Origin of the sequence: Streptococcus sp. LPB0220 (genome assembly GCF_008727815.1) — a bacterium.
In the GTDB taxonomy this organism is placed as follows: Bacteria; Bacillota; Bacilli; order Lactobacillales; family Streptococcaceae; genus Streptococcus.
Genome location: NZ_CP044230.1, coordinates 1,835,488 through 1,860,211, shown reverse-complemented (window position 1 = coordinate 1,860,211; position 24,724 = coordinate 1,835,488). Strand labels below are relative to the sequence as shown.

Below are 24,724 nucleotides of genomic sequence, written 5' to 3'. Positions count from 1 at the left end.
GCTTTGTCCATTATATCATTTTATGGACGGCTTCGGAAAATGAAGGAATCAAAAAAACAAGCATCTTTCGATGCTTGCTTTTGAATGATTCTTCGATCAACTTATTACATGATTCCAAGGAAGTAACGGATGAAGAAGAAGGCAAGGACAGCACCAACAAATGGAGCAGTACCTGGTACAAGAAGACCATATTGCCAGTCGTTGTTTACTTTATCTTTGATTGGCAAGATTTGGTAAGCGAAACGAGGTCCAAGGTCACGCGCTTGGTTCATCGCGAAACCTGTAGTACCACCAAGACCCATACCGATAGCCCAAACGATCAAACCAACAGTGAATGGAAGCATTGCTTCGTTGGCGTGTTCAGCAGCCATGATAGATGTCAAGAAGATAAATGTTGCGAACGCTTCGACGAAGTAGTTACGTGGAAGGTTACGGCAGTTAGGGTTAGTTGAGAAGATGTTACGGATAGCAACACCATCAATTTGACCTTCAGAAATCTTGAAGTGGTCTGCGTACATAAAGTAAGCAATGACTGCACCAAGGAAGGCACCTATCATTTCAGCGATTGCAATTGGGAAGAATTGAGCGATTGTCAATTTACCAAGAAGGACTTTCAACAAAGCCATAGCAGGGTTCATTGAAACGCCGCCAAAGACGAACAAGCAGACAGTGATACCGAATGCCCATGTAGTGATCGCGAATAAGTGTCCAGTTCCAGCATATTTTGTTTTCTTCAAAACGTCGTCACAGTGTACGCCAACCCCGAAGATAATCATCAAAGCTGTACTCATAACTTCTGCAAGTAATTGATGTGTCATGTTAATTAATGTCTCCTAAATTAATAAATGTATTTTTGTAATTGGTGATAAACTTCTTGAATCGGCAACTGCATCTCCGTAGCAATACGCTGACAGTCTTCGTATTCAAGTGTTTTTTTAGTGGTAGATCCGTACTGGTTAATTTTTACCGTAACGGGTCCAAATTCCGTATCGATTTGTTCAAATCGACGTTGCATGACCTTTCGGTCGACTTGTTGGTATCGAAAACCAATGGTACTGGTTTCTTTGAACAAGAGGGCTGAAAAATCTTCCAACTGACTTCCTTGAATCAAGAGAATCAATTCAAAGCCAGGGCGATTCTTTTTCATAACGACGCTACGATAGTAGACATCTAAAGCTCCAGCGTCCAGGAAACGGTGGATAATATAACCAAGTTGCTCTGGTGTTTGATCATCGATCGTAGTGGTGATCTCAATAATTTGATCTTCCGTGCGATGAACAACAGTGGTGCTGTGAGTGGTGTCTTCTTTCAATAGCGAACCGCGTAAAGCATTGAATTTTCCAGTCTCTCTTTTACCAAATCCATATCCCACACTTTCGATGGAAAGGTGAGAGGGGATTGGTTCAAAGATTGGTGACAATGCTTTAAGGAGGGCTAACCCTGTCGGAGTAATCAACTCCGTTTTAACTGTGAAGTCTTGAGTAATCGGAATAGTCGTTCCTTTTCTCAACTGCATCACAGCGGGAACCGGAACAGGCATTTCTCCATGGGCAACTGAAATGGTCCCACTTCCCTCAGTGAGAGGAGTAGAGTAAACTGTATCGATACCGAGCGATTCCACTAGGATGAAAAAGCTAACGATGTCGACGATGGAATCAATTGCACCAATTTCATGGAAATGAATCTGTTCGACAGGCATGTTATGCACAGCTGCTTCGGCCTTTGCGATATCAAGAAAGACTTCAAGACTCTTTTCTTTCACAAAAGGACTCAACTGTGAAGCGGCAATCAGATCGTGGATATCCGCATAACTGCGAGCATCCGCGTGGGAATGGTGATGATGGTGTTCATGATCGTGATGGTGTTCATGATCGTGATGATGTTCGTGATCGTGATGATGTTCGTGATCGTGATGATGTTCGTGATCGTGATGATGTTCGTGATCGTGATGATGTTCGTGATCGTGATGATGTTCGTGATCGTGATGATGTTCGTGATCGTGATGATGTTCGTGATCATGATGATGTTCATGATCGTGATCAAAATCACCTTCAATCCCCGTATCTTTCTCCCCGTGGTGAAGGTGAACATCGAAATCAGTTCCCCAAATTGCGCTTTTTGCGACGCGATGAACGTGGAGGTGGAAACCATCCACTCCCAGTTTCTCGAGTTCTGTGTGAAGAAGCTCGACATCTGCCCCAAGGTCCACAAGAAGACCATTGAGCATATCGCCACTTATTCCAGAAAAAGGTTCTAAAAATAGACTGGTCATCAGTTTTCCTTTCGATTGTGGTTGAGTCGATTGATCATACATGCTGAATAAGCTGCACCAAATCCGTTATCAATGTTGACGACCGTTACGCCAGAAGCGCAAGAGGTCAACATACTCATCAGGGTCGTTAGCCCTTGAAGGTTGCTTCCGTATCCAATACTAGTCGGAACGGCAATAACGGGGACATCCACAAGGCCTCCTACGACACTGACAAGAGCTCCTTCCATACCAGCAATCACGATGATCACACTGGCTTTTTGGATCTCTTCTAAGCGATTGAAGAGGCGATGGATGCCGGCGACTCCCACATCATAGATTCGGCGAACCGAATGGCCAAAGGTTTCTGCAGTGACTGCAGCTTCTTCTGCAACAGGAACATCACTTGTCCCTGCTGTGACGACCGCAATGTAGTGTTCAGGATCGGCTTCTTCCTTTTTAGAGTTGAGAACGAAGCAGCGGGCTTCTGGATAATAGTGGCCAGTCGGAAAGCGCTGAGAAAGAGCCTCTCCCTTTTGGAGAGAGACTCTTGTTGTGAGGATCGGCAATTCTTTTTGTGAAAGAAATTGCAGGATTCCTTCAATTTGCTCAACTGTCTTTCCTTCGCCGTATACGACTTCAGGGAAGCCGTTGCGACGTTGCCGGTCAGTATCAATTGCTGCATACCCTAGTTCTTTAACCCCGTTGATTTGCTCAAGCGCATCCTCAACGGAGAGATGACCTGCTTGCAAAGAACGGAGTGTTTGTTCTAGATTGGGTTGAAAATCCATGTTTGATTCTATTCAACAACGACAGAAAGTCCGTCGCGGATAACTGCTACTTTAGCATCTTTTCCTTCACGAGCAAAGGCTTTTTCAAGCGCTTCGTCAAATGAAGTTGCAAGTTCCATATGCATACCTGTGATCAATTCAGGATCTACAAGGTCAGATACAAAGATAACATGGTGGTGTACCAAAATACGTGCCAAGATTTGAGAAGTCCATTGGTCTGGGACAGTCTCTAAACGAGGTGTATTGATGGCTTGTTCCAAGAATTCTTTTGGATCTTCTACGTCAGCAAGGTTGCGATAGAAACCTTCTCCACCGTGACCATCTGCACATCCAGCCACCATGATGATTGTTCCGCCTTCTTTGTTAGAAGCTTCGGCTGCAGTCATCCCTTTAACAGCTTGGTAGATATTTTGGTCAAGTGGGAAACCACCGTTTGTTGAAATTGTGATGTCGCTTTCGATCTTAGACACATGTGCCAAGTCTGCAACGAAGTCACAACCAACTTTGTGGGCTTCAACCATGTCCCCAGCGAAAGATCCGATGATGTGTTTTTCGCCGTCCAATACAACGTTGACGATGAAGGCCAAGTTTGCAGTACGAGCAGCGTAAAGCATATCTTCGTGGATTGGGTTGTGGTCAAGGTTACCAGTACGTGCCTTATCAGAATTGATGAAGTCACCTGAGTGGTTCGCCATGATAGTTTTGTATGATGCGATACCTGGAAGGACTGATTTACGTCCACCTGAGAATCCAGCGAAGAAGTGAGATTCGATGAATCCTTCTGCTATCAACAAGTCAGCTTCAGCAGCGATTTTGTTGATGATACAGTCACCACCTGAAGGGAGTTGTCCAATTTTAACCATGTCATCGTCGTTTGTTGAAATGTGCATAACGATTTCTTCATTGTCAACGATTTCTTGGCCGTATTTATTGATCAATTCTTCACGAGTTGAAGGACGGTGGAAACCAGTAGCAACCAAGATACGCACGCGTGCATCAGGGTTAACTGAGCGAATACGACGCAAAATGATTGGAGTGATGATGTGAGAAGGAACGGGACGAGTGTGGTCAGAACTGATCAACACGATGTCTTTTTTGCCTTTAGCAAGTTCTTCCAAAGTAGGGCTGCCGATAGGGTTGTCCATTGAACGTTCAACAGTTTCTTCTTCAGACAGTGGGTTATGGAAGTTTTCCGCCTTAGACTCTAACAATCCTGCAAAGTTTTCATCTGGAATCTTTGCAACAATCGATTTTTTGTCGTACGGTAATTTAATTTCTACCATTATTTGCGATCTCCTTTATTAATACTGATACTTATAGTATAATTCTTTTTAAAAAGAGGTGTGCATCAATTGATGTCAACAAATGTTAACTATATTGTTTAAGAACAGGTGTATCATTAGTGTGATTTCAAGAAAGAGCAGATGGGGAGGAAAAACCGTCGTGAATTCAGAATTTTTAGTGAAATTTTTGGAAGATAGGCGAACGCCGATCGTCAAGAAAAAATACCATAGTTACCTCTCCTATCGTGGGATCAAAGAGGATTACATCTACATCTTGAAAGAAGGTGTGGTCAAGACAAGTGTCATCATGCGTGATGGGCGTGAGTTTAACTTTTCCTATCTAAAAGCCATTGACATTGTCTCTTTGATTCGTGATGAGGTGTCCAACTATACAGACTCACCTTTCAATGTGCGAGTGGAGACAGAAGAAGCAAGTTTTTATCGTATTCCTCGGGTCAAGTTTTGGAATTTTGTCAAAGAGCATAAAGAGCTGCAGGACTATGTGAGGGACTATTATCGTAATAAACTGTCTGAAAGTATGGAGTCTCAGCAGTATATGATGATGAATGGTAAAAAAGGGGCGGTTTGTTTTCATTTGCAAAAACTAAGCAGTTTGTTTGGTGTGGAGCAAGAAGACGGCTTCTTGATTGATTTTAATATTACCAACGAAGATATTGCTGGTTTTTGTGGGATCTCAACCCGAAACAGTGTCAACCGCATCCTGAACGAATTAAAGCGGGAGGGTGTTTTAGACATTCGACAGCAAAAGATCGTTATTTTGGACATCGAACGAATCGAAGAATTTATTGGAAGGGAAACATTCTAACATGGCAACAGAAGCACAAATCAGAAAAGAAAAAGAAGAAAAATTACAAGATATTTTACGAAAAATCGGAAAGGTAGCCGTTACCTATTCAGGTGGGATTGACAGCTCTTATCTCTTGAAGGTGGCCTTGGATACCTTGGGACCTGACAATGTTATTGCGGCCGTCGTGAACTCTGAGATGTTTTCAAATGAAGAATTCGATCTAGCGCTCGACTTGGCCGATCAGCTAGGAGCACCTGTGCTTGGACTGGAAATGAGAGAATTGAGTGATCCACGGATTGCTGCCAATACGCCCAATATTTGGTATTACACCAAACAATTGATGTACCAAACTATTAAGGATTCAGTTACAGAACTGGGCTTTAAGCAATTGGTAGACGGCAATATTATGGATGATATCGACGATTTTCGCCCTGGTATCAAGGCTCGGGACGAAGCGGGTGTCCGCAGTGTCTTGCAAGAAGCCGGCCTCTATAAGACAGAAATTCGTCAATTGGCCAAGGAAAGAGGGGTCTCCAATTGGAATAAGGTGCCATCTTGTAGCGTTGCCTCACGCTTCCCATACGGAGTGAAAATCACTTCAGAAAATGTACAACGGGTTTTTGAAGGGGAAGAGTTCCTTGTAGGACTTGGCTTTGAGCAAGTCCGTGTGCGTGTGCATGGAGACTTGGCGCGCATCGAAGTGGAAGAAGACCATCTGCTTAAAGCCATCCAACTGCATGACAAGATCAATGACTACATGAAAAAAATCGGATTTACCTATGTAGCCTTGGATTTGGCTGGATATAAGTACGGCCGGATGAATGATGCATTGGATGAAAAAACAAAAGAAAAAATTATGGCAGGTTAAGCAATGAAGGAAGTGATAAGGTTCTGGTTCGAAGAGTTGAAGCCAGAGGATTGGTTCAAAAAATCAGAAGCACTGGATCAAGAAATGCGGGAGCGCTTTGAGGAACTTTATTGGAAGGCCAGTCGTGGGGAATTGTTTCACTGGCGGGCTACGGCAGAAGGGCGTTTAGCAGAGATTTTGCTCTTGGACCAAATTCCTCGCAATATTTTTCGAGGGACTGCCCAAGCTTTTGCGACAGATTCCCTGGCCTTGGTCTTGGCCCAAGAAGGCTTAGAGCAAGCCTTGGATCTACCAGTTGTACAAAGAGGATTTTTCTACATGCCTTTTATGCATTCGGAATCTTTAACCATTCATGAAGAAGCTCTGCGCCTATTTGATCAACCGGGCTTAGAAAAGCGTTTGAAGTATGAGAAGATGCACATGGACATTCTTCAACAATTTGGGCGTTATCCACATCGGAATGCCATCTTAGGACGGCCTTCGACCAAGGAAGAAGAGGAGTATTTGAAAGAACATTCTGGCTTTTAAGGGAAGATGAGGCCCACAGATTTCAAAACTCTTTTCTCTCTTCATGAAATTGCCTGAAACAGCAGGCATGATGTCAGAGTTCCCTCACCTAGGCTTTTCCAAGCGTCTAAAAAATGGTATAATGAACTGTAAATTTCAGAAGTTGGAAGGAATGTCATTACTATGATGAATATGCAAAATATGATGAAGCAAGCTCAAAAATTGCAAAAGCAAATGGAGCAAAGCCAAGCAGAATTAGCCGCAACTCAATTTGTAGGGAAATCTGCTCAAGACTTGGTTGTTGCAACTCTTACAGGTGATAAGAAGGTTGTTTCCATCGATTTCAATGCTGCAGTGGTCGACCCAGAAGATACAGAAACTCTTTCTGATATGACGGTGCAAGCCATCAATGCTGCCATTGAAGAAATTGATGCGGCAACCAAGAAAAAACTCGGTGCTTTCGCAGGAAAATTACCATTTTAAGCTAAAGAAGTTTTCATTAATTCAAAAGAGGCTGGGACAAAAGTCCTAGCCTCTTAATTGTTTTTGGATTGTTGAGCCAGACGCAGTGGTTGAGTGGGCTCTACTACGCTGATTTCTTCAGCTTTTACAGCCCTACTCAACTGTGCGGAGGTGGGACGACGAAATCGAATTCTAACGAATTACCGATTTCTGTCCCACTCTCTCTTTTTATTCATCAAAAAATCCGGATAAGTCCAAGCCTCCGAAGGGGTTGGTGGAGAAGTTCTCTTGTTCTTCAAGGAGGGTGCGGCCTTGATCAAATTCGAGGAATTGTTCGTAGACAAGAGCTGTCATGCGGGCGTCTTCTAAGCTATCGTGTGATTTTCCTGCTACCCCCAAAAATTCTGCAACGGTGTGGAGTTGGAGATTTTTAATGCCGTGGAGGTCAGATGGACGACGTTCGAAAGCCTCGTCAAAGACATCGACAGCGTACTGGTCTTCTAGATCCAAGCCATTTTCAAGTAGGATGGGTAGGTCGCTCTTTTTGGCATTGTATCCGATCAAGGGCCGGTCTCCTACAAAGGCCTTGAATTCACTGAGGACCTGCTCGAGTTGAGGAGCATTTTGGATCTTGTCCTGGGTTATGCCAGTGAGGCCGTTAATAAAGCTTTTTAGAGGCTTATCGGTGTAGACGTAGGAGTCGTAGTGGTCGACTTCTTTACCGTCCGTAAAACGCACGGCAGACACCTGGATGATCTGATAGGCACCTTCGTATTGGTTAAATTCGAGATCGAAGGCGATATAATCTTCTAATGTTTTCATGGAAAATCTCCTGTGGTAGAAAAGAAAAGGGACTGGTAGGATCCAGCCCCAGATTATCGACGGAAAACGCGTGCCCAGAAACCTTTGCTTTCTTGCTCTTGAACTTTTTCATTGGCTTGTTCGAGTTCAAGTTTCAAGGTGTCGCGGTCATTCATTGCTTGTAAAGTCAATTGTTGTTGTTGGTCCAATTGCTTGTCTTTTTCAGCAATTTGAACGTCTTTCACGCGCAACTGTTCATCTTTCTTAGCGAGTTGCTCGTCTTTGGCTTTGAGTTGCTCGTAAAGACGGACGATTTCAGCATTTTTTTCATCCACTAAAATTTCCATCAATTCGCGTTGCTTCACATCATCGCTGACTGGCTCATCTTCAAAAATAGTTTTTTTGTAGATTTCTTCGAGCTTGATCAAGCCACTACGGGTTACAACGGTAACCCCTTTTTCGTTTTTTTGTGTATCTTCTGGAGCCAGCGCCTTGACACGGTTATTGACCGCCTGGCGGCTGACTCCTAAAATTTCAGCAATTTCGCTGACAGTTTTTTCAATCGCCATAACTTCCTCTAATATCTTTTTCTATGAAATACTCTATTAGATAGTAACATAAGTAGGCTAAGCTGTCAAATGAAGCAAAGAAAGGCTAAGCCTTGATACCACGATTAGTGGACCTCTGTCATTTCAGGAAGATGGAGGCTTGATTGTGCTAAGTCAATGGTGAGTTGGTAATCGGTTTGATCACGCACAGTGATTTCAAAGTCCGTCGTGTAAAGGACCAAGCGAAGAGTTGCACCTTTTTCGAGCTTGTAGATGGTTGGTTGGAGATCAAAGTCAAATTCCATCCACTCGCCTGGTGTTACGGCCTCAACCTCTAAGAGGTCATGCCGGTTTTGGAGGTTGAGATAACCTTTCGAAATCACTCGTTGGCCCGCTTCCTTGAATGGCAACTCGGTCAAGTTGTCTAGCATATGGTAGCGACCGTTATCCAGTGTACGGACCGATAAGACTGCAGGATAGGGTTGGAGGTATTTCTTGCTTCCAAACTCTAAGAGTTGGGCTGAGAGAAGGCCTTTATTGGTGCTGGAGTAAAGTCGCAGGTGAAGGCGAGCTTTCCCGTTGAGGTGCAGGTCTTCTTCGATTGGAAGATCGATTGTCACCTGTTGGGCCTTGTCTTGGTAAAGATCGCTTAAGAAGGTCGGATAAGCCTTGCCATAGCGCTCGTAATCTTTTGTCTCGTAGCGGTTTTGGATGACTTTTTCGTCATCTCCCAGGGAGAAGGTCCGCTGACTTGTTTGGTTGCCAAAATCATCCAAGGAAGTCCAACTTTGTTCTCCTGTGTTGTCCTGCCAGATGACAGTTGGCAATTCATAGTTTGAATCGTAGCCCAGCAATTTTTTAGAGAGAAGGGCATTCATGCTCTCACGGAAGTCAATGGATTGCCAGTTGTTGAGGTAAACATGGGCACCATTGTGGTAGAAGAGGTGCTTCTTGATGCTTGCTGGAAGAGCCTGGAACATATTAAAGACGTGAAGCGGTTTGACGTTCCAGTCTTGGGAACCGTGAGTGAAAACCACCTCAGCCTTCACCTGATCAGCATGTAAGAGATAATTGCGGTCGTGCCAGAACTGGTTGTAGTCCCCTGTTTTGCGATCCAATTGCTTTTTAACCTCTTCCAAATCAGCGACATGGGCTGCGTGGTGGCGGAGATAGTCTCCAGCCCGAAGGGCGCGGGAATAGGTCAACTCAGCAAGCGAATCAAAATCCTCTCCAGGATAGCCACCAGGACTCGTCACGAGGCCGTTTTCGCGGTAGTAGTTGTACCAAGAAGAGATCCCAGCCTCTGCAATGATGACTTCAAGACCGTCCACACCTGTGGTCGCAAGGCCGTTAGACATGGTTCCAAGGTAAGAGATCCCGGTGGTTGCGACCTTTCCATTAGACCAATCAGCTTTGACTTGGCGTTTGCGTGTGTGATCTGTAAAGGCCCGGCAACGGCCATTGAGCCAGTCGATAACGTTCTTGTAGGCTTCGATTTGTTGGTAATTTCCATTGGTCATCAAGCCTTGCGAATCTTTTGTCCCCACTCCAGATACGTAGAGATTAGCGTAGCCGCGTGGAAGGAGGTAGTCGTTGAGGGTATAGCTGGAATTGATATGGGTGAGAGTTTCTTCAGCTTCATCGACTAGCTCAGCTGAACCGACAGGATCCACCAATTCTAATTGAGGTACTTCTACTTGAATGGTATGAGGTTCTTTGACCTGGAGGTTCACATTCATATTGTAGAGGGCCTTGTCGCTGGCCTTATCGTTGGTCCCTTGGTGATAAGGACTTGCGGTCATAACAGCTGGAATCTTGCCTTCATAGCGAGGACGGATAATGCTGACCTTGACCAAGTCTGGCAGACCATCTTGGTCGGTATCGACCCGACTTTCCACATAGACGACCTCGCGGATGGCATCATGGCTCGTAAAGGTTGCGAGGCTCTTGCCGTTAAAATAGTGATACTGGTTATCTTCAGGAATCAAGCCATCGCTGACCAACTGATCGATGAGTAAATTTCCTTTTACTGTTCGAGTATTGAGAAGGTGATAGAGGTTTTCTACCAAGTTTCCATACTCAATCGGAAATTGGACTTCTTTCAAGAAGCTATCCGTATCTTCAAAATCAATAAAATAGCGGAAACCGAGTAATTGGAGGGCTACTGTGTAAAAAATGTTCGGAGACCATTCGCAGTCAGATTGGATATACGTTAAAAAGTCTGTTTTAGAATCCACCACTAGGTTAGAGAGGGGATAATCTGTATCTTTATAGGTGAAGTAAACCTTGCGGACAAACCATTCAAACAGTTCTTTTTCTGGGAGGTGGGTGGGAAGGTCAAACCCAATTTCTTTTAGTTCCTTAAGAATGTCTTTTTGGTCAACAGATAGATAGCTATATTGATTGTATTTCATAGACTGCTCCTTTTATCAGTTTCTTTTTTCTTTACTTCTTATATTATACTTGATAAAATAGTATTTGTCTAAAGACCTTTCGTCTATAAGGAGAAGGAATATTGAAAAAAATATCTTTTGAACAAGTTGCAAGAAGACGGACCTTATTGTTTGGGGTTCTTGCCGTCATTTTTGGGATTCTCATTTTTCGAAACGGCGTTGGTTTCACCAAATTTTCCTTGGATCTATTAGCCATTTACTTTTTAGTTGATGGACTAGGAAGCTTTCTTCTTCGCTTTTTGTTACGTAGCAAGTCTATTTCCTATAGCCACTCTATTTGGTTTATTTTTCTTTCACTTGCGTTGATCTGGTTGAATCGACTGAGTAGTCTGCCCGTAAACTTAGTTGTGATTTGTTTAGGGGCATATCAGTTGGGGAGTGCCATTGTCTATGGGATCACATTTTGGCTTTATAAGGCCAATCGGGTAAAAGGAGGCTGGCTCTATTTATGGGATGCGCTTTTAAACGGTGGGCTTGGTCTAGCAACTGTCTTGGAACATGGTTCAGATGGGCACTTCCAATTTATCCTCTTGGGGGCTTATCTGGTCTTGTTGGGGATTTCTAATATTCGAGATGGTATTTTATTTGACAAAGACCAACAAGGCCAAGAGTTAAAACGTCGCTTTCGTATTAGCCTACCGGTTATCTTTGCAGCCTTTATCCCTGCTAAGGAGTTAAAACGGTTTAACCAGTTTCTTCAAAAAGGGAGCTCGGCGGGACACACAGGCCCTTATCGATTGGTGAAAAAAGAAGAAGAGGCAAGGGAATTAGAAATTTTGGTTCATACTTCTGACAGCAACTTATTTGGAGCGATTGGGCATGTAGATATTTGTTATCAGGGAAAGGTCATTTCTTACGGAAGTTACGATCCCTTTTCAGAGCGTCTATTTGGGACGATTGGGGATGGCGTACTGTTTAAAGTGGATAAGGAACCATACATCGAACTATGTAAAAAAGAGAGTCAAAAGACGCTGTTTGGCTACAGCCTATCCCTTACCGAAGAAGAGAATCAGGCAGTAGAGAAGCGTCTAGCTGAAATTGATCAGTTGTTAGAACCTTGGGATCCACCTAGTAGGTTACTGGAAGACGGTCAGCCGACCTACGCTTACAAATTGAAATATGATTTAGGGGCTGAGCTATATAAATTTACTTCTTCGCGTTTTAAATCTTACTTTGTTCTGTCTACGAATTGCTGCCTGTTAGCAGATTCCATTGTGGGACAGGCGGGAACGGCTGTATTAGATGTGCGTGGAGTGATTGCACCAGGGACCTATCAGGATTACTTAGAATACGAATTTGAAGCTCCAAACGGGCGGGTCCATACACGAACAGTATATTAAGAAAAGAAAGACAGATTCTAAATTTTGAGAAATCTGTCTTTTCTTGCGCAAAATTTCTTGTAAAAAACCAGAAAATTATTTACAATAAAAAGAGCTTGGAGGAAGTTATGACAGCAAATCAGATCGTAAGAGTGATCCCAGTCTTGAAAGTGAATAACCGAAATGTCAATCAACGCTTTTATGAAGAGACATTGGGAATGAAAGTATTAGTGGAAGAAGGAGCTCTCCTATCTTTAGGAGATGCCTCAAAAGTAGAAAAAATCGTCTTAGAAGAGTCACCGAGTATGCGTTCGCGTAAGGTCGAAGGTCCAAAGAAATTGGGTCGCATCGTGGTGAAAGTGGCACAAGCTCAAGAAATTGATTATTTGTTGGCCCGCCAGCCAGAAACAAGCGCCCTTTACCAAGGAGCTAATGGTCGCGCCTTTGAAGTTGTGTCTCCTCAAGGAGATACCATTTTCGTGCATGCTGAAGAAAATCTTGAAAGCCTAGAACCGTTGGAGAAAGCGCCTCTTGTAGAAGCTCCCGAAGATTTCAAAGGTTTGACGAACTTTGATGTGGACTTTCTTGAGGTCAACGTGGCTGATCTTGCTGAGTCTGAGAAGTTCTATAGTAGCTTGCCAGATCTTGCCCGCTTTATCCATTTGCAGGAAGCTCAAGGAGAAGATCTCCAAGTGGAGAACAAGGTGACCTGGGATTTGAGCATGATCAAGATTGAATTGGCATCTTTTGATGTGGAAGTCTTGAAAGAACGCTTGGGAGAAGCTGTCGATTTTGTGCACCGTAAGGGAACTTTCTTGATTGCCAAGGATCCAAGCCAGATCGAACTCTGGTTTGAAGCCAATCAAGATCAGGTCCATATTTCTTATGAAGAATAAGAATGGAGTGATGAGCGTGAATGCAATCATCGAAAAAATTACCGAACAAATCCAAGAAGGCATCTATCCAGGTGCCTCTCTTGCGCTTTACCGCAATGGTCAGTGGAGTGAGCACTATCTAGGACTTGCGGACCCTGAAAAAGAAGAGCCAGTAGTGGCTGACCTGGTCTATGATTTGGCCAGTGTCAGTAAGGTCGTCGGAGTCGCTACCATCTGTGCCTTTTTGTATGCGAAAGGGGAGCTTCCGCTCGATCGCCCCTTTAAAGAGCTTTACCCGTGTTTTGCTCATGAGAAGACAACCATCCGGGAACTCTTGACCCATACGTCAGGACTTGATCCTTTTATCCCCAACCGGGATCAATTGGATGCGAGACAGTTGAAAACGGCCCTTGAAAATTTGCAGTTAAAAGAAGACAAGAGTTTTCATTACACCGACGTCAATTTTCTTTTGCTGGGCTTTTGGTTAGAAGACAGGTTTCACCAGCCCTTGGATCGCTTATTTGAAGAGTTGATTTTTGCGCCCTGGAAGATGATGGAAACACGGTTTGGACCGGTCGAAAAGGCGGTGCCAACGGTCCGTGGCCTTGCTTCTGGAAGTGTTCATGATCCCAAAGCGAGAGTTCTGGGTCGTCATGCGGGAAGTGCTGGACTTTTTTCAACTGTTGCTGATCTAGAGCGCTTCTTAGAGCATTATCTGAAGGATGATTTTGCGCGTGACTTGTCTCAGAATTTTGCGCGTGAAGAGGGCAAGACCCGCGCTCTCGGATGGAATCTAGAGGGTGACTGGTTGGATCATACGGGCTATACTGGAACCTTCATCATGTACAATCGAAAGAGGCAGGAAGCTGTGATCTTTTTGTCTAACCGGACCTATGAGAAGGACGAACGGGCCCAATGGATCTTAGACCGCAACTCTTTGATGGACTTGATCAAACAAGAATGTGAAAAATAGAAATGGATGGCTGGGATGACGGATCCCGGCCTTTTCTTGTCTGTCCATAAGAAGGAGCTCTTCTGGGTGATTCATTTTTGGACTCCGTCTTAGGTTGGATTTCCTTCAAAAGCATCGCTTTTTTGGCTGATTTATATTAAAATAGTAATGACCTTAGTAGAGCGAGATGAATATGCATAAAGAGATAGGCGTCGGAAAGGCGCATAGTAAAATTATCTTAATTGGAGAGCATGCGGTGGTTTATGGTTATCCGGCTATTGCCCTGCCACTCCATCATATCGAAGTGATCTGCCAGATCATCCCGGCAGACAGTCCATGGATTTTGTTTGAAGATGACACATTGTCCATGGCGGTTTTTGCGTCTCTTGAGCACCTCGGGATTCGTGAGGCCCGGATTCGCTGTCGGATTCAGTCTATGGTACCGGAAAAACGGGGGATGGGGTCCTCTGCGGCGGTCAGTATCGCAGCTATTCGTGCAGTTTTTGACTATTATCAAGAGGAGCTGGACGATGAGACCTTAGAAATCCTGGTCAATCGAGCAGAAACCATTGCCCATATGAATCCAAGCGGTCTGGATGCCAAGACTTGTCTGAGCGATCAAGCCATTAAATTCATCCGGAATGTCGGCTTTTACCCGCTGGAGCTGGGTATAAAAGCGAGTTTGGTGATTGCGGATACGGGGATTCACGGCAATACCCGTGAGGCGATTCAAAAGGTTGAAGCTAAAGGGCAGGAAGTTTTGTCCCATTTCCATGAGATTGGTCAGTTGACCCAGCAGGTAGAAGCGGCTCTGAAAATGAATGATCTAACGAACCTAGGACAGGCTCTGACTACTTGCCATGAGCACTTGAGAGCCGTAGGTGTCAGCTGTGAAAAAGCAGACCACCTGGTCGCCGTTGCCCTTGGAAATGGGGCCTTAGGTGCTAAAATGAGCGGAGGCGGTCTTGGAGGCTGTGTGATTGCCCTCGTCAAGGATTCTCGTGAAGCAGCAACCATTGCCCATGCATTAGAAAAAGAAGGAGCGCACCATACATGGATCGAAAACCTGTAAAGGCTAAGTCCTATGCTAATATTGCGATTATCAAATACTGGGGAAAAGAAGATGCCAAACAGATGGTCCCTTCGACCAGTTCGATTTCGTTGACCTTAGAGAATATGTATACAGAGACGAGTCTCTCTCCCTTGCCAGCAGATGCGACTGCGCATAAATTTTACATCGATGGGGAATTCCAAAATCCAGCTGAGCAAGCCAAAATTGGAGCTGTGATTGATAGCTTGAAGCCAGCAGATGAAGCAGGATTTGTTCGGGTGGATACCAGCAACAACATGCCAACCGCAGCAGGCTTGTCCTCTAGCTCGAGTGGCCTCTCTGCTCTTGTCAAGGCTTGCAATCAGTATTATGATTTGGGCTTGAGCCAGGAGGAATTGGCTCAAAAAGCCAAGTTTGCTTCGGGCTCTTCTTCACGGTCTTTCTTTGGTCCCTTAGCAGCTTGGGACAAAGAAAGTGGAGAAATTTATAAGGTTAAAACAGACCTGAAACTCGCGATGATCATGCTGGTTCTCAATGACAAGCAAAAGCCCGTTTCCAGCCGGGAAGGTATGAAACGCTGCATGGAGACTTCGACTAATTTCAAAGAATGGATCGAAGAGTCTCGACAAGATTATAAGGACATGCTGGACTATCTAGCTGGCAATGATTTTGAACAGGTCGGTCAGCTGACAGAGCGCAATGCCCTTGCTATGCATACGACGACTAGAACAGCCACTCCAGCCTTTAGCTACTTGACAGAAGAAAGCCACAAAGCCATGGACTTTGTCCGTGAGCTTCGCGCAGCAGGCCATGCTTGTTACTTTACTATGGATGCAGGGCCAAACGTTAAGGTTCTCTGTTTAGAAGAAGACTTGGATCAGCTGGTGCCTTTATTTAAAGCCCGCTATCGGACCATCGTATCTAAGACAAAGGACCCTCAAGATGAAGACTAAGTATCAGGTACAGACTGGAGGCAAGCTCTATCTAGCTGGAGAATACGCGGTGCTAACGCCTGGCTATGGAGCCGTGATTCAGTTTATTCCCATTTATCTGTCAGCTACTATCCAAGAATCTAGAAGCTATCAGCTAGCCTCAGATCTCTTTGGTTACCGGGTGGATTTGACCCCAAATAAGGACTACGCCTTGATTCAAGAGACCATTCAGCTCATGGAAGAGTGGCTGAAAGATCAGGGGATAGCCCCTAAACCCTTTGATCTTCACCTTAGAGGGACACTGGGCGAAGAGGGGAAAAAGTATGGGATTGGTTCCAGCGGAAGTGTGGTCTTGCTCGTGATCAAGGCCATGGCCACTCTGTATGAACTAGACCTAAGTCCAGATCTGCTCTTTCGACTAGCAGCAGTGGTCTTGGTGCAAAGAGGGGACAATGGTTCCATGGGCGATTTGGCTTGTATCGCCAACGAGGACTTGATTTATTACCAATCCTTTGATCGGGCTTGGTTGCATGAAGTCTTGACTTCTCAGCCTCTTTCACAAGTTTTAGACCTGGATTGGGACTACCAGATCCGCTTGATCCAGCCAGCCATCTCTTATGATTTCCTGGTTGGTTGGACCAAGGAACCAGCGATTTCAAGTGATTTGATCCGTCAGGTCAAGGGAGCGATCAAGGAAGAATTTCTTCAGGAGAGTCAGAGTGCAGTGAAGAATCTTGAAAAAGGCCTCCGTGAAGGGAACCAAAAGGAAATTGAGGCCAGTATCAAACGTGCGGATAAGAACCTAAAGGCCTTGAACTCTTTGATCTATACCCCAGCTCTAAAAGAGCTGCAAGAAGCGACAGAGGGACTTTCTGCCTGTGCCAAATCCAGTGGTGCTGGAGGAGGCGACTGTGGAATCGCCCTTAGTTTTGACCCAGTTGAGACTCAGACCTTGATAGACCGCTGGAAGGAAAAGAATTTTGAAGTCATTTACCAAGAAAGGATGGGAGATTCGTGAGCGAAAATCGAAAAGACCAGCATATTCGCTATGCCTTGGAGCAAAGCTCCTCCTATAATAGCTTTGATGAGATCGAGCTGATTCACCGATCCCTCCCCCTTGTGGATCTAGCGGAGATTGATTTGACAACCCATTTCGCAGGGCGTGATTGGGAGGTTCCTTTTTATATCAATGCCATGACAGGCGGGAGTAAACGGGCTAAAGAGATCAATCAAAAGTTGGCAGCAGTAGCCGAAGCTTGTGGGATTCTCTTTGTGACTGGCTCTTACAGTGCAGGGCTGAAGGATCCGAGCGATCAATCGTATGCGGTCAAAAAAGACCATCCTCATCTTCTTTTAGCGACCAACATTGGCATCGATAAAGAGCCAGATTTGGGCTTGCGAACAGTGGAAGAGCTACAACCCCTCTTTCTTCAAGTTCATGTGAATCTGATGCAAGAGCTGCTCATGCCCGAAGGGGAGCGGATTTTCCACACTTGGAAAGACCATCTCAAGAGCTATGGGCAGGGCTTTCCTGTACCTGTAGTCCTGAAGGAAGTCGGTTTTGGCATGGATCCTAAAACAGTCCAGTCGGCGCTAGATGCTGGGATCACAACCGTTGATATTTCTGGACGCGGTGGCACTAGTTTTGCTTATATTGAGAATCGTCGTGGTGGCAATCGCGCTTATCTGGATGATTGGGGACAATCAACTGCGCAGTGTCTCTTACAGTTACAGGATCAGATAGATCAGGTTGAGATCCTCGCAAGTGGGGGCATCCGTCATCCCCTTGATATGGTCAAGGCCTTGGTCCTTGGAGCACGTGGCGTAGGACTTTCCCGCGTTTTTCTTGAGATGGTTGAAAACAAAAGCATTGAAGAAGTGATCGTCCTTGTCCAAGGATGGAAAGAAGACCTCAGATTGCTCCTTTGTGCGCTCGGTTGTCAGAACCTGAAAGAGCTCCGTGAAGTTGACTATCTCCTCTATGGAAAATTATGGCAAGCGAAGCAACAGAGAAAATGAAGAAAAATCATTTTAGAAACTTTCCTTAGGTGAGTACGGACGTCAGCGAACTTCTACGAAGTTCTATGACTTAGTTTTGAACCTAAGGTTTCAAAACTCCCGAGTGCCTGAAATAAAAACGTTTCAGGCACTTTTCTCACAGCGGAAAGTTTTCGTATATTATGATTCATTTTGAAAATTAGAACTCTTTTATAGTTCTTTGAAGAATCACTTAACCTATTTTACTTAAAAATTAGTTTCTATACGTTTAGGATTGGCTTTAAAAAGTCAATCCTTTCTTTTTTTGAAAAAGTGTTCTCCTCAAAAATTCTGATAGTTTACGAATCGTTTACGGTTACTGGAATCGCTTGCAAAATAGGCTTGTAAAAGAGTATACTAAATAAGGAAAAACATTTTTAAAAAGGAGTTTAGGATGAAGAAGCACTATTTTCGATCAGCTGTAGCAGCCTTGCTTCCGCTTTTGTTAATTGCTCAACCTGTTGAAGCTTGTACAGGGTTCATCATAGGTAAGAAACTGACAGCCGACGGTTCGACCTTGGTAGGGCGTACCGAAGATTTAGAGCCCAACCATAATAAAAATTTTGTGGTCAGAGAGCGTGTCTACAATAAAAAAGGAGCCATTTTTGAAGATGCTGCCAACGGTTTTCAATATCCCTTGCCAGAGATTAGCTATAAGTATACAGCGGTTCCAGATGTCACCCCTGATCAGGGAATTTTTGACGAAGCAGGATTCAATGAATATGGGGTTTCCATTTCTGCCACTGTATCTGCTTCAGCAAATGATAAGATCCAAAAAGTGGATCCCTATGTTAAGGATGGCCTCGCAGAATCGGGCTTGACCAGTATCGTTCTCCCTAGTGTGAAAACCGCAAGAGAAGGGGTTGAACTCATTGCTAAAATCGTCGAAGAAAAAGGCGCTGCAGAAGGAAATATTGTGACCATTGCCGATAAAGAAGGCGTCTGGTATATGGAAATCCTATCTGGCCATCAATATGCAGCGATTCTCTTCCCAGAGGATCGATTTGCGGTCTTTCCAAATACCTTCTTCTTAGGGCATGTCGATCAATCGGATACCGAACGCACGATCGCTTCAAAAGATCTTGAAAAAGTCGCCAAAGAAGCCAATAGCTATAAGGAAGTGGACGGAAAATTCCACGTTTCTCAATCCTATAATCCGCCTTTGCAAGAAGCAGATCGCTCTCGGGTTTGGTCGGGAATCAAATCGCTAGACCCAAGCTCTCCTGTTAAATATGACGATGCGTCCTTTGACCTTCTTCATACAACCGATCGAAAATTAACCCTCCGCGATGCCATGAATCTCCAACGCAATCGTTTGGAAGGAACCAAATATAAACCACAGGATCAAATGGAGTTGGATGGAAAAGGCATTCCGAAAAAAGGGGAGTTTGATGCGGTTTATAAATACCCTATTTCCAATCCAAATGTCATGGAGGCCCATATTTTCCAACTGAAAGATGATGTCCCAGCGAGTGCAGGTGGAGGCACCATGTGGCTGTCGATGGGTAGTCCACGAAATGCTCCATACCTACCCTACTATGGCAATATTCTCAACACCTATCAAGCCTACCAAGAATTAGGGGATCATTACAATGATCGCTCTTGGTATTGGACCATTTCAAGAATCAATGACCTTGTGGCCAAGTATCCAGATTTATTCGAAGATGGGGCGATTCGTACTGAAATGGAACGATTGGAGTCTCAGTGGATGGTTGAACAAGATCTGAGTGATAAGGAACAAATTGCTCTTGCTTCTCAGCCTGAAGAAGCTAGTAAGAAGTCAACAGAGGAAAGCTTGGCGAGAGCTGAGAAAACCTTCGAACGCTTGCAAGAAATCAGAAAAGAAGCAGAGCAAAAGGTAGCAGATGAACACGGAAAAAGTGCCCTGCAAGATCTAGATGACGAAGAAGATGCTGCTTATGAAGAAAAGATTGATCTCGTTGAATTTGACTATGATTACATTCTAGCAGCAGGCTTATTCGGGGCAACCCTTCTAGCGATTGTGATCTACCTGATTCGCTCAAAGAAACAAAAGGGAGGAAAACAAGATGACTAAAATTCAAAGAGCCTCGATCTATCTTTTTCTACTGTTGGCAGGAATTGGCTTGGAGTTTGAACTCGGTCATCTTTCTCAACAAGAATTTAGCCAGTCTGCAGGCAGAGATTTGGTCTTAAACTTGTCTGTCTTAGCTGCTATTATTATCCCGCTCTATCTCTTTTCAAAACGATTGGCCAAGAAGTTGACTGTCCCAACCTATCTCTTATGGATTGCCATGTTTGGAGGAGCCTTCGTAGCAGGCTGGTTGAGCTTTTCAGGCAATAGCTTGATTGATATTATGAATAGCCATGTGATCAAGGATGCCACTGTCTTTAACAAGTGGACCGATGCCTTGACGGCCCCATTTTCAGAGGAATTCTTTAAGGCCCTAGTTGCCTTTTGGGTTGTCTTGATGGTTGGCAAGAAAGATCTAAAAGCGATTCTAATTGCAGGCTTGGGCTCTGGCTTTGGTTTTCAAATCATTGAGGATTTAGGGTACGTTGCCCGCCAAACCAAAACCAGTCAATTAGCTGCGGTTACTGAGGCCATCAACCGGATCTCTGGTGGATTAGCTTCACATGCCCTCTATACAGCTGTTGTATCCGTTGGTATCTTCCTCTTGTTGTCTCAAGTAACCCAGCAAAAGGAAAAACTCTTTGGGCTTTGGTGTGTTCTCTCGACAGTAGCCAATCACTTCTTATGGAACTCTCCGTTTTATGAAACAGACCATCGGATTAATCTTCTCGTCGGACTACTCTTTGCCGTCCAAGTAGGGACCTTTATCGAGGTGGTGCTCTATACCAAGAAACATCCCGAGTTGCCATTTTTAAAACAATAAGAAAAATTTTTCAAACACAAAAGAGAGTGGGACAGAAATCGGTAATTCGTTAGAATTCGATTTCGTCGTCCCACCTCCGCACAGTTGAGTAGGGCTGTAAAAGCTGATGAAATCAGCGTAGTAGAGCCCACTCAACCACTGCGTCTTGCTCGACAATCCAAAAATAATTGAGAGGCTAGGACTTTTGTCCCAGCCTCTTTTAGAATGTAAACAAACTGTTTTTTACATAAAACAAGCTAAGTGATGCAGAATAATTAAAACTGATACATACCAATAGGCTCATTCAAACATACACTGAAACTTTCCGCCGTGAGAAAAGTGCTAGAAATAGGATTGTTTCTAGCACTCGGGAGTTTTGAAACTTTAGGTTCAAAACTAAGTCATGGAACTTCTTCGAAGTTCTCTGACGTCCGTACTCACCTAAGGAAAGTTTCAAAAATGACTTTGTCTTCAATCTGAAAACGAAAACCTTATCTTAGTTCTTTTATTTTCTCAATTCTTGTAAGAGTGTTTGTGCCTTCTCTAAGTTAAAGGGTTTGTTTTCAAGGAGTTGGCTGACCAATCGGGGAACTTCCTCTTCCTTAGCACCTGCTAGAAGGGCTAGGGAGCGTGCTTGGAGTTTCATATGTCCTGCTTGGATTCCTGTGGTGACAAGGGCTTTGAGGGCTGCGAAATTCTGCGCCAAACCGAGCGAAGCGATGATACCTGCTAATTCAATAGCAGAAGGTTCTCCTAGCAAACGGTGGCTGACTTGAACCGTTGGGTTGAGGCCGATAGAGCCCCCTTTTGTCGCAACTGGCATTGGCAGGGTGATCTCCCCATAGAGTTTTTTCTCTTCTGGCTGACTTGTCCAGTGGCTCAAGCCCTTGTATGAACCACTTTGTGCAGCATAGGCATGGGCTCCTGCTTCGATGGCCCGCCAGTCATTACCTGTCGCAAGGACCAGGGCATCGATCCCGTTAAAAATTCCCTTGTTATGTGTGGCTGCACGGTAAGGATCCGCTTGAGCCAGTTGGCTAGCTAGCTCCATCCGGTGGGCAATCTCAATGGCTTCCTCAGGATTTCGACTCAGTGCTTTAAAATCGATCGCACACCGTGCACTCACCAAAGAGCGAGTGGCCAAGTTGGATAAAATTGCCATCAAGGCCTGACCACCAGAGAGTTCCTGGATGCGATCGGTCAGAGCTTCTAACATGGTATTGAGCATATTGGCCCCCATGGCTTCTTTGGGATCGACAGCCAAGTAGACAATAAGAAAGTCCCCCTTGTTTTCGACCCAAAGATCTCTCGCTCCACCTCTACGCTTAACGATAGAAGGATAGGCTTCATTAGCCAGCTGAAGAAGGGTTTCCCTGTCATCTAGGATGCGTTTGCTCGCAATTTCCCAATCCTTAACATCCGTCAGAGCAATCTCACCGATCATTTGGCGCTGGTGCACCTGGGTGGTGAAACCGCCCGAACGTTGGATGAGCTTGGCTGCAAAGCTGGCAGCCGCGACCACGGATGGTTCTTCTGTGACCATGGGAAGGACATAGTCACGACCATTGATCAGGAAATAAGGAGCGAGGCTAAAAGGCAAGTCAAAAGTCGACAAGACATTTTCCGTCAGTTGATCTGCAATAGAAAGGGGGAATCCCTTTTGTTCTTTTAAGATCTGTGCTTCATCCCAAGTTAAGAGGCCTTCCTTCAGTAAGGCCTCTATGCGTTCTGTGGGAGAAAGTTTTGCAAAACCTGGTAATCGTGCCATTATTTTTCTACTTTCTGGTAAGTGCGTTGGTGTTCCTTGATCTCTGTCAAAGCAAAAGTTTGATGAGTAGCAGGCTCAAACACTTGATTGCCACTAGGATCTAGATCTACTTCCTCATAAAAGAGTCGTTCGTAGTCAGCAACACTAAGAACCGTACGTTGGTCCAGTTTTTCCATGCGTTTGTGATCTAAGAGTTGCTCAAAACCAGGAACGAGATTGGCACTAAAGATCTCAGAAACCGCTCCACTTCCATAGCTAAAGAGGGCGATTCGGTCTCCAGCTTTGAGTTGGGGGTCATTTTCCAGTAGTGACAGCAAGCCTAGGAAAAGAGATCCAGTGTAGATATTTCCCACGCGTTGGCTGTATAGAATCGATTGATCAAAGTTGTATTGTAATTGATCTTTTTTCTCTTCTGACACTGACTTATACAGGATTTTTTTCAAGCCCTTGAGAGCTAATTTCGGATAAGGCAAGTGGAAGCAGACGGCCGCAAAGTCTGTCAAGGCAAGGCCAGTCCGTTTCTGGTATTCCGCCCAGGTTGTTTTCAGAGAATCTAGATATTGTTGCGTTGAATAAATCCCATTCACGAAGGGAGTTGTCGCGTAATTTGGACGCCAAAAATCCATGACATCGCGTGTTTGGGCAACATTATCATCGTTAAAAGATAGAATACGAGGATTTTGGCTGATTAGCATGGCAACCGCTCCAGCCCCCTGTGTTGGTTCACCAGGAGTCCCAATTCCGTATTTAGCAATGTCACTGGCAATGACCAAAACCTTACTCTGTGGGAATTTTTCAACATGGAGTTTAGCATAATCCAAAGCAGCAGTTGCAGCATAGCAAGCTTCTTTCATCTCAAAAGAGCGAGCGAAAGGCTGGATGTCTAGTAAGCCATGGACAAACACAGCAGCGGCCTTACTCTGGTCGATTCCAGATTCTGTCGCAAGAATCACCATGTCGATCGCTTCTTTATCTTCGTCTGTTAAAATATCATCTGCTGCAGTAGCAGCCAATGTGACGATGTCTTCTGTGATCGGTGCAACACTTTGTTCTTTTAAGAGAAGACCCTTGCTCAGTTTTTCGGGATCAGTATTACGAGCAGCAGCCAAATCTTCTAAACGCAAGACATAAGGGCTCGTCGCAAAACCAATCTTATCAATCCCAATTGTCATTCTTAACCTCTTTTTTATTTGATATCTACTAGTATATTTCGTTACTATTTTACCATATTTAAGGGTAAAACTCCCTTGAAAAAGCTAGATCAGCAAGGAAATCATTCTCGGGACCGATTTTGCAATGTTTCAAATAAAAAATAGAAAATCTATAAGAAAAAGCCATCCTCAGATGGCTTTTCAACTCTTATCCTTGCTTATCTTTTTTAGGATTGCTCATGATTCGTATGAAGAGTTCTTTGCATTTGTCTCTTAGAACATTTTCGTAGAAGACGATTAAAGCGATGTACACAATCAGAAAGTTCAAGGTCAGATAGAACAAGTCAAATGAATTACGGGCATAGATAGTTGCTGATTGATAGGAGGGGAGGGCTCCTAGGATCATCCAAGGAAGATACTTGATATACTTGTTTAGCATCATACATCACCTCGCATACTTTAAAGGATTTGTTTTTTCACTTTTATTGTATTCTTTTATGTGGAAAATGCAAGCGATGACACTCATAAAAATTGAACAACCAATGCTAGTTGGCATTGGTCGTTTTTCTTTTTTGATGGCGTTGGTAGGAATGGTAGAGTTTCAAGACGACAGATCCACTAGCCATCCCGATGGAGATGACCAAGGCCAGAATCACAACTAGGGTCACGCTGGTCACTGCTTGGCGATATTGGCCACTGACAAAGAAGGAAGTGGTGCGATAGGAAATATATCCAGGAACCAAGGGTGCGAGAATGGACAACATAAAGACCACGACAGGCGTCTTGAGAATGATACTTAAAATCTGACTGATACAGGAGCCGACAATGGCTGCGATAAAGGTTGCAACGATGACATTGGTAGGCCCTTTCAGGATATAGTAAAGTAGCCAGATGCCCATACCGAGGATTCCTCCAGGAATCAACATGGAGCGCTGCACATTTAGGACAATTAAAAAGGTGATGATGGCAATCAAACTGGCCACCGCTTGGATTAAAAATTCAGTTAGGTTCATGA

Annotated in this window: 24 protein-coding genes; 13 read left to right on the top strand and 11 right to left on the bottom strand. The window is 44.4% G+C overall.

Going from position 1 to position 24,724, the window contains the following annotated elements; translation table 11 throughout:
• Positions 1-104: 104 nt before the first annotated feature.
• From larD to larA, 4 genes are read right to left on the bottom strand one after another with little or no spacing between them, the layout of a single operon-like run.
• Complete coding sequence (gene larD / locus LPB220_RS09490; RefSeq protein WP_049489294.1) at positions 105-818, bottom strand: D/L-lactic acid transporter LarD; 714 nt, start codon at positions 816-818, stop codon at positions 105-107.
• 20 nt (positions 819-838) lie between these two features.
• Positions 839-2,272: a nickel pincer cofactor biosynthesis protein LarC gene (gene larC, locus LPB220_RS09485; RefSeq protein ID WP_150906587.1), complete on the bottom strand. Its 1,434-nt coding sequence runs from the start codon at positions 2,270-2,272 to the stop codon at positions 839-841.
• Positions 2,272-3,039 carry a nickel pincer cofactor biosynthesis protein LarB gene (larB, locus tag LPB220_RS09480; protein ID WP_023919185.1) on the bottom strand — a complete coding sequence of 256 codons (768 nt, stop codon included), beginning with the start codon at positions 3,037-3,039 and terminating at the stop codon, positions 2,272-2,274. The genes larC and larB overlap by 1 nt, the downstream gene beginning before the upstream one ends.
• An 8-nt stretch (positions 3,040-3,047) precedes the next feature.
• The gene (gene larA, locus LPB220_RS09475) at positions 3,048-4,322 is read right to left on the bottom strand and encodes a nickel-dependent lactate racemase (RefSeq protein ID WP_049507509.1); all 1,275 of its coding nucleotides are present in this window, start codon (positions 4,320-4,322) and stop codon (positions 3,048-3,050) included.
• Positions 4,323-4,482: 160 nt separating this feature from the next.
• On the opposite strand from larA, the gene LPB220_RS09470 reads away from it, so the two are divergent.
• The 4 genes from LPB220_RS09470 (at position 4,483) to LPB220_RS09455 (ending at position 6,988) form a co-directional block, all read left to right on the top strand.
• Positions 4,483-5,148, top strand: coding sequence for a Crp/Fnr family transcriptional regulator (locus tag LPB220_RS09470; protein ID WP_191904609.1), 666 nt, complete (start codon positions 4,483-4,485; stop codon positions 5,146-5,148).
• Position 5,149: 1 nt separating this feature from the next.
• A complete protein-coding gene (larE, locus tag LPB220_RS09465) occupies positions 5,150-5,998 on the top strand; it encodes an ATP-dependent sacrificial sulfur transferase LarE (protein ID WP_023919180.1) in 849 nt (282 codons plus the stop codon).
• A 3-nt stretch (positions 5,999-6,001) separates the two neighbouring features.
• The gene (locus tag LPB220_RS09460; RefSeq protein ID WP_023919178.1) at positions 6,002-6,526 is read left to right on the top strand and encodes a DUF924 family protein; all 525 of its coding nucleotides are present in this window, start codon (positions 6,002-6,004) and stop codon (positions 6,524-6,526) included.
• A gap of 162 nt (positions 6,527-6,688) precedes the next feature.
• Positions 6,689-6,988, top strand: a complete 300-nt coding sequence (locus tag LPB220_RS09455) for a YbaB/EbfC family nucleoid-associated protein (RefSeq protein WP_003005613.1) — start codon at positions 6,689-6,691, stop codon at positions 6,986-6,988.
• A 207-nt stretch (positions 6,989-7,195) separates the two neighbouring features.
• Here the strand turns inward: LPB220_RS09455 and LPB220_RS09445 are convergent, their stop codons facing one another.
• The 3 genes from LPB220_RS09445 to LPB220_RS09435 all read right to left on the bottom strand — a co-directional run bounded on the left by LPB220_RS09445 (position 7,196) and on the right by LPB220_RS09435 (position 10,730).
• Positions 7,196-7,789, bottom strand: coding sequence for a 3'-5' exonuclease (locus tag LPB220_RS09445; RefSeq protein ID WP_150906583.1), 594 nt, complete (start codon positions 7,787-7,789; stop codon positions 7,196-7,198).
• A gap of 53 nt (positions 7,790-7,842) precedes the next feature.
• The gene (locus tag LPB220_RS09440) at positions 7,843-8,337 is read right to left on the bottom strand and encodes a DUF536 domain-containing protein (RefSeq protein WP_003008835.1); all 495 of its coding nucleotides are present in this window, start codon (positions 8,335-8,337) and stop codon (positions 7,843-7,845) included.
• A gap of 104 nt (positions 8,338-8,441) precedes the next feature.
• The gene (locus LPB220_RS09435; protein WP_150906582.1) at positions 8,442-10,730 is read right to left on the bottom strand and encodes a Xaa-Pro dipeptidyl-peptidase; all 2,289 of its coding nucleotides are present in this window, start codon (positions 10,728-10,730) and stop codon (positions 8,442-8,444) included.
• A 101-nt stretch (positions 10,731-10,831) separates the two neighbouring features.
• Here LPB220_RS09435 and LPB220_RS09430 point away from each other — a divergent pair, with 101 nt between their 5' ends.
• From LPB220_RS09430 to LPB220_RS09390, 9 genes are all read left to right on the top strand, one after another.
• Positions 10,832-12,109, top strand: a complete 1,278-nt coding sequence (locus tag LPB220_RS09430) for a DUF308 domain-containing protein (RefSeq protein ID WP_412180391.1) — start codon at positions 10,832-10,834, stop codon at positions 12,107-12,109.
• A 107-nt stretch (positions 12,110-12,216) separates the two neighbouring features.
• Positions 12,217-12,984 (top strand): CppA N-terminal domain-containing protein, encoded by a 768-nt coding sequence (locus tag LPB220_RS09425; protein WP_150906578.1) that lies wholly within the window; start codon positions 12,217-12,219, stop codon positions 12,982-12,984.
• Positions 12,985-12,994: 10 nt separating this feature from the next.
• Entirely contained in the window at positions 12,995-13,936 is a 942-nt protein-coding gene (locus LPB220_RS09420) for a serine hydrolase domain-containing protein (protein WP_191904608.1), read from the top strand.
• A 172-nt stretch (positions 13,937-14,108) separates the two neighbouring features.
• On the top strand, positions 14,109-14,987 hold the full coding sequence (gene mvk / locus LPB220_RS09415; protein WP_191904633.1) for a mevalonate kinase: 879 nt from the start codon (positions 14,109-14,111) through the stop codon (positions 14,985-14,987).
• Positions 14,969-15,919, top strand: a complete 951-nt coding sequence (gene mvaD, locus LPB220_RS09410) for a diphosphomevalonate decarboxylase (protein ID WP_150906572.1) — start codon at positions 14,969-14,971, stop codon at positions 15,917-15,919. The genes mvk and mvaD overlap by 19 nt, the downstream gene beginning before the upstream one ends.
• Entirely contained in the window at positions 15,909-16,916 is a 1,008-nt protein-coding gene (locus LPB220_RS09405; RefSeq protein WP_150906570.1) for a phosphomevalonate kinase, read from the top strand. Before mvaD ends, LPB220_RS09405 begins: the two co-directional genes overlap by 11 nt.
• Positions 16,913-17,917 (top strand): type 2 isopentenyl-diphosphate Delta-isomerase, encoded by a 1,005-nt coding sequence (gene fni / locus LPB220_RS09400; protein ID WP_150906568.1) that lies wholly within the window; start codon positions 16,913-16,915, stop codon positions 17,915-17,917. Before LPB220_RS09405 ends, fni begins: the two co-directional genes overlap by 4 nt.
• A 412-nt stretch (positions 17,918-18,329) precedes the next feature.
• A complete protein-coding gene (locus LPB220_RS09395) occupies positions 18,330-19,991 on the top strand; it encodes a C69 family dipeptidase (RefSeq protein ID WP_150906566.1) in 1,662 nt (553 codons plus the stop codon).
• Complete coding sequence (locus tag LPB220_RS09390; protein WP_150906564.1) at positions 19,984-20,811, top strand: PrsW family glutamic-type intramembrane protease; 828 nt, start codon at positions 19,984-19,986, stop codon at positions 20,809-20,811. Before LPB220_RS09395 ends, LPB220_RS09390 begins: the two co-directional genes overlap by 8 nt.
• A 484-nt stretch (positions 20,812-21,295) precedes the next feature.
• Here the strand turns inward: LPB220_RS09390 and LPB220_RS09385 are convergent, their stop codons facing one another.
• From LPB220_RS09385 to LPB220_RS09370, 4 genes are all read right to left on the bottom strand, one after another.
• Complete coding sequence (locus LPB220_RS09385; RefSeq protein ID WP_150906562.1) at positions 21,296-22,558, bottom strand: hydroxymethylglutaryl-CoA reductase, degradative; 1,263 nt, start codon at positions 22,556-22,558, stop codon at positions 21,296-21,298.
• On the bottom strand, positions 22,558-23,730 hold the full coding sequence (locus LPB220_RS09380) for a hydroxymethylglutaryl-CoA synthase (RefSeq protein WP_150906560.1): 1,173 nt from the start codon (positions 23,728-23,730) through the stop codon (positions 22,558-22,560). Before LPB220_RS09380 ends, LPB220_RS09385 begins: the two co-directional genes overlap by 1 nt.
• A 187-nt stretch (positions 23,731-23,917) precedes the next feature.
• The gene (locus LPB220_RS09375; RefSeq protein WP_118227821.1) at positions 23,918-24,148 is read right to left on the bottom strand and encodes a hypothetical protein; all 231 of its coding nucleotides are present in this window, start codon (positions 24,146-24,148) and stop codon (positions 23,918-23,920) included.
• A 106-nt stretch (positions 24,149-24,254) separates the two neighbouring features.
• Positions 24,255-24,722, bottom strand: coding sequence for a threonine/serine exporter family protein (locus tag LPB220_RS09370; protein ID WP_003008808.1), 468 nt, complete (start codon positions 24,720-24,722; stop codon positions 24,255-24,257).
• Positions 24,723-24,724 lie beyond the last annotated feature (2 nt).

What these genes read in the sequence shown, in the direction of transcription:
- larD (WP_049489294.1), bottom strand. Translation starts at nt 818, where the DNA reads ATGACACATCAATTACTTGCAGAAGTTATGAGTACAGCTTTGATGATT.
- larC (WP_150906587.1), bottom strand. Translation starts at nt 2,272, where the DNA reads ATGACCAGTCTATTTTTAGAACCTTTTTCTGGAATAAGTGGCGATATG.
- larB (WP_023919185.1), bottom strand. Translation starts at nt 3,039, where the DNA reads ATGGATTTTCAACCCAATCTAGAACAAACACTCCGTTCTTTGCAAGCA.
- larA (WP_049507509.1), bottom strand. Translation starts at nt 4,322, where the DNA reads ATGGTAGAAATTAAATTACCGTACGACAAAAAATCGATTGTTGCAAAG.
- larE (WP_023919180.1), top strand. Translation starts at nt 5,150, where the DNA reads ATGGCAACAGAAGCACAAATCAGAAAAGAAAAAGAAGAAAAATTACAA.
- LPB220_RS09460 (WP_023919178.1), top strand. Translation starts at nt 6,002, where the DNA reads ATGAAGGAAGTGATAAGGTTCTGGTTCGAAGAGTTGAAGCCAGAGGAT.
- LPB220_RS09455 (WP_003005613.1), top strand. Translation starts at nt 6,689, where the DNA reads ATGATGAATATGCAAAATATGATGAAGCAAGCTCAAAAATTGCAAAAG.
- LPB220_RS09445 (WP_150906583.1), bottom strand. Translation starts at nt 7,789, where the DNA reads ATGAAAACATTAGAAGATTATATCGCCTTCGATCTCGAATTTAACCAA.
- LPB220_RS09440 (WP_003008835.1), bottom strand. Translation starts at nt 8,337, where the DNA reads ATGGCGATTGAAAAAACTGTCAGCGAAATTGCTGAAATTTTAGGAGTC.
- LPB220_RS09435 (WP_150906582.1), bottom strand. Translation starts at nt 10,730, where the DNA reads ATGAAATACAATCAATATAGCTATCTATCTGTTGACCAAAAAGACATT.
- LPB220_RS09425 (WP_150906578.1), top strand. Translation starts at nt 12,217, where the DNA reads ATGACAGCAAATCAGATCGTAAGAGTGATCCCAGTCTTGAAAGTGAAT.
- LPB220_RS09420 (WP_191904608.1), top strand. Translation starts at nt 12,995, where the DNA reads ATGAGCGTGAATGCAATCATCGAAAAAATTACCGAACAAATCCAAGAA.
- mvk (WP_191904633.1), top strand. Translation starts at nt 14,109, where the DNA reads ATGCATAAAGAGATAGGCGTCGGAAAGGCGCATAGTAAAATTATCTTA.
- mvaD (WP_150906572.1), top strand. Translation starts at nt 14,969, where the DNA reads ATGGATCGAAAACCTGTAAAGGCTAAGTCCTATGCTAATATTGCGATT.
- LPB220_RS09405 (WP_150906570.1), top strand. Translation starts at nt 15,909, where the DNA reads ATGAAGACTAAGTATCAGGTACAGACTGGAGGCAAGCTCTATCTAGCT.
- LPB220_RS09395 (WP_150906566.1), top strand. Translation starts at nt 18,330, where the DNA reads ATGAAGAAGCACTATTTTCGATCAGCTGTAGCAGCCTTGCTTCCGCTT.
- LPB220_RS09390 (WP_150906564.1), top strand. Translation starts at nt 19,984, where the DNA reads ATGACTAAAATTCAAAGAGCCTCGATCTATCTTTTTCTACTGTTGGCA.
- LPB220_RS09385 (WP_150906562.1), bottom strand. Translation starts at nt 22,558, where the DNA reads ATGGCACGATTACCAGGTTTTGCAAAACTTTCTCCCACAGAACGCATA.
- LPB220_RS09380 (WP_150906560.1), bottom strand. Translation starts at nt 23,730, where the DNA reads ATGACAATTGGGATTGATAAGATTGGTTTTGCGACGAGCCCTTATGTC.
- LPB220_RS09375 (WP_118227821.1), bottom strand. Translation starts at nt 24,148, where the DNA reads ATGCTAAACAAGTATATCAAGTATCTTCCTTGGATGATCCTAGGAGCC.
- LPB220_RS09370 (WP_003008808.1), bottom strand. Translation starts at nt 24,722, where the DNA reads ATGAACCTAACTGAATTTTTAATCCAAGCGGTGGCCAGTTTGATTGCC.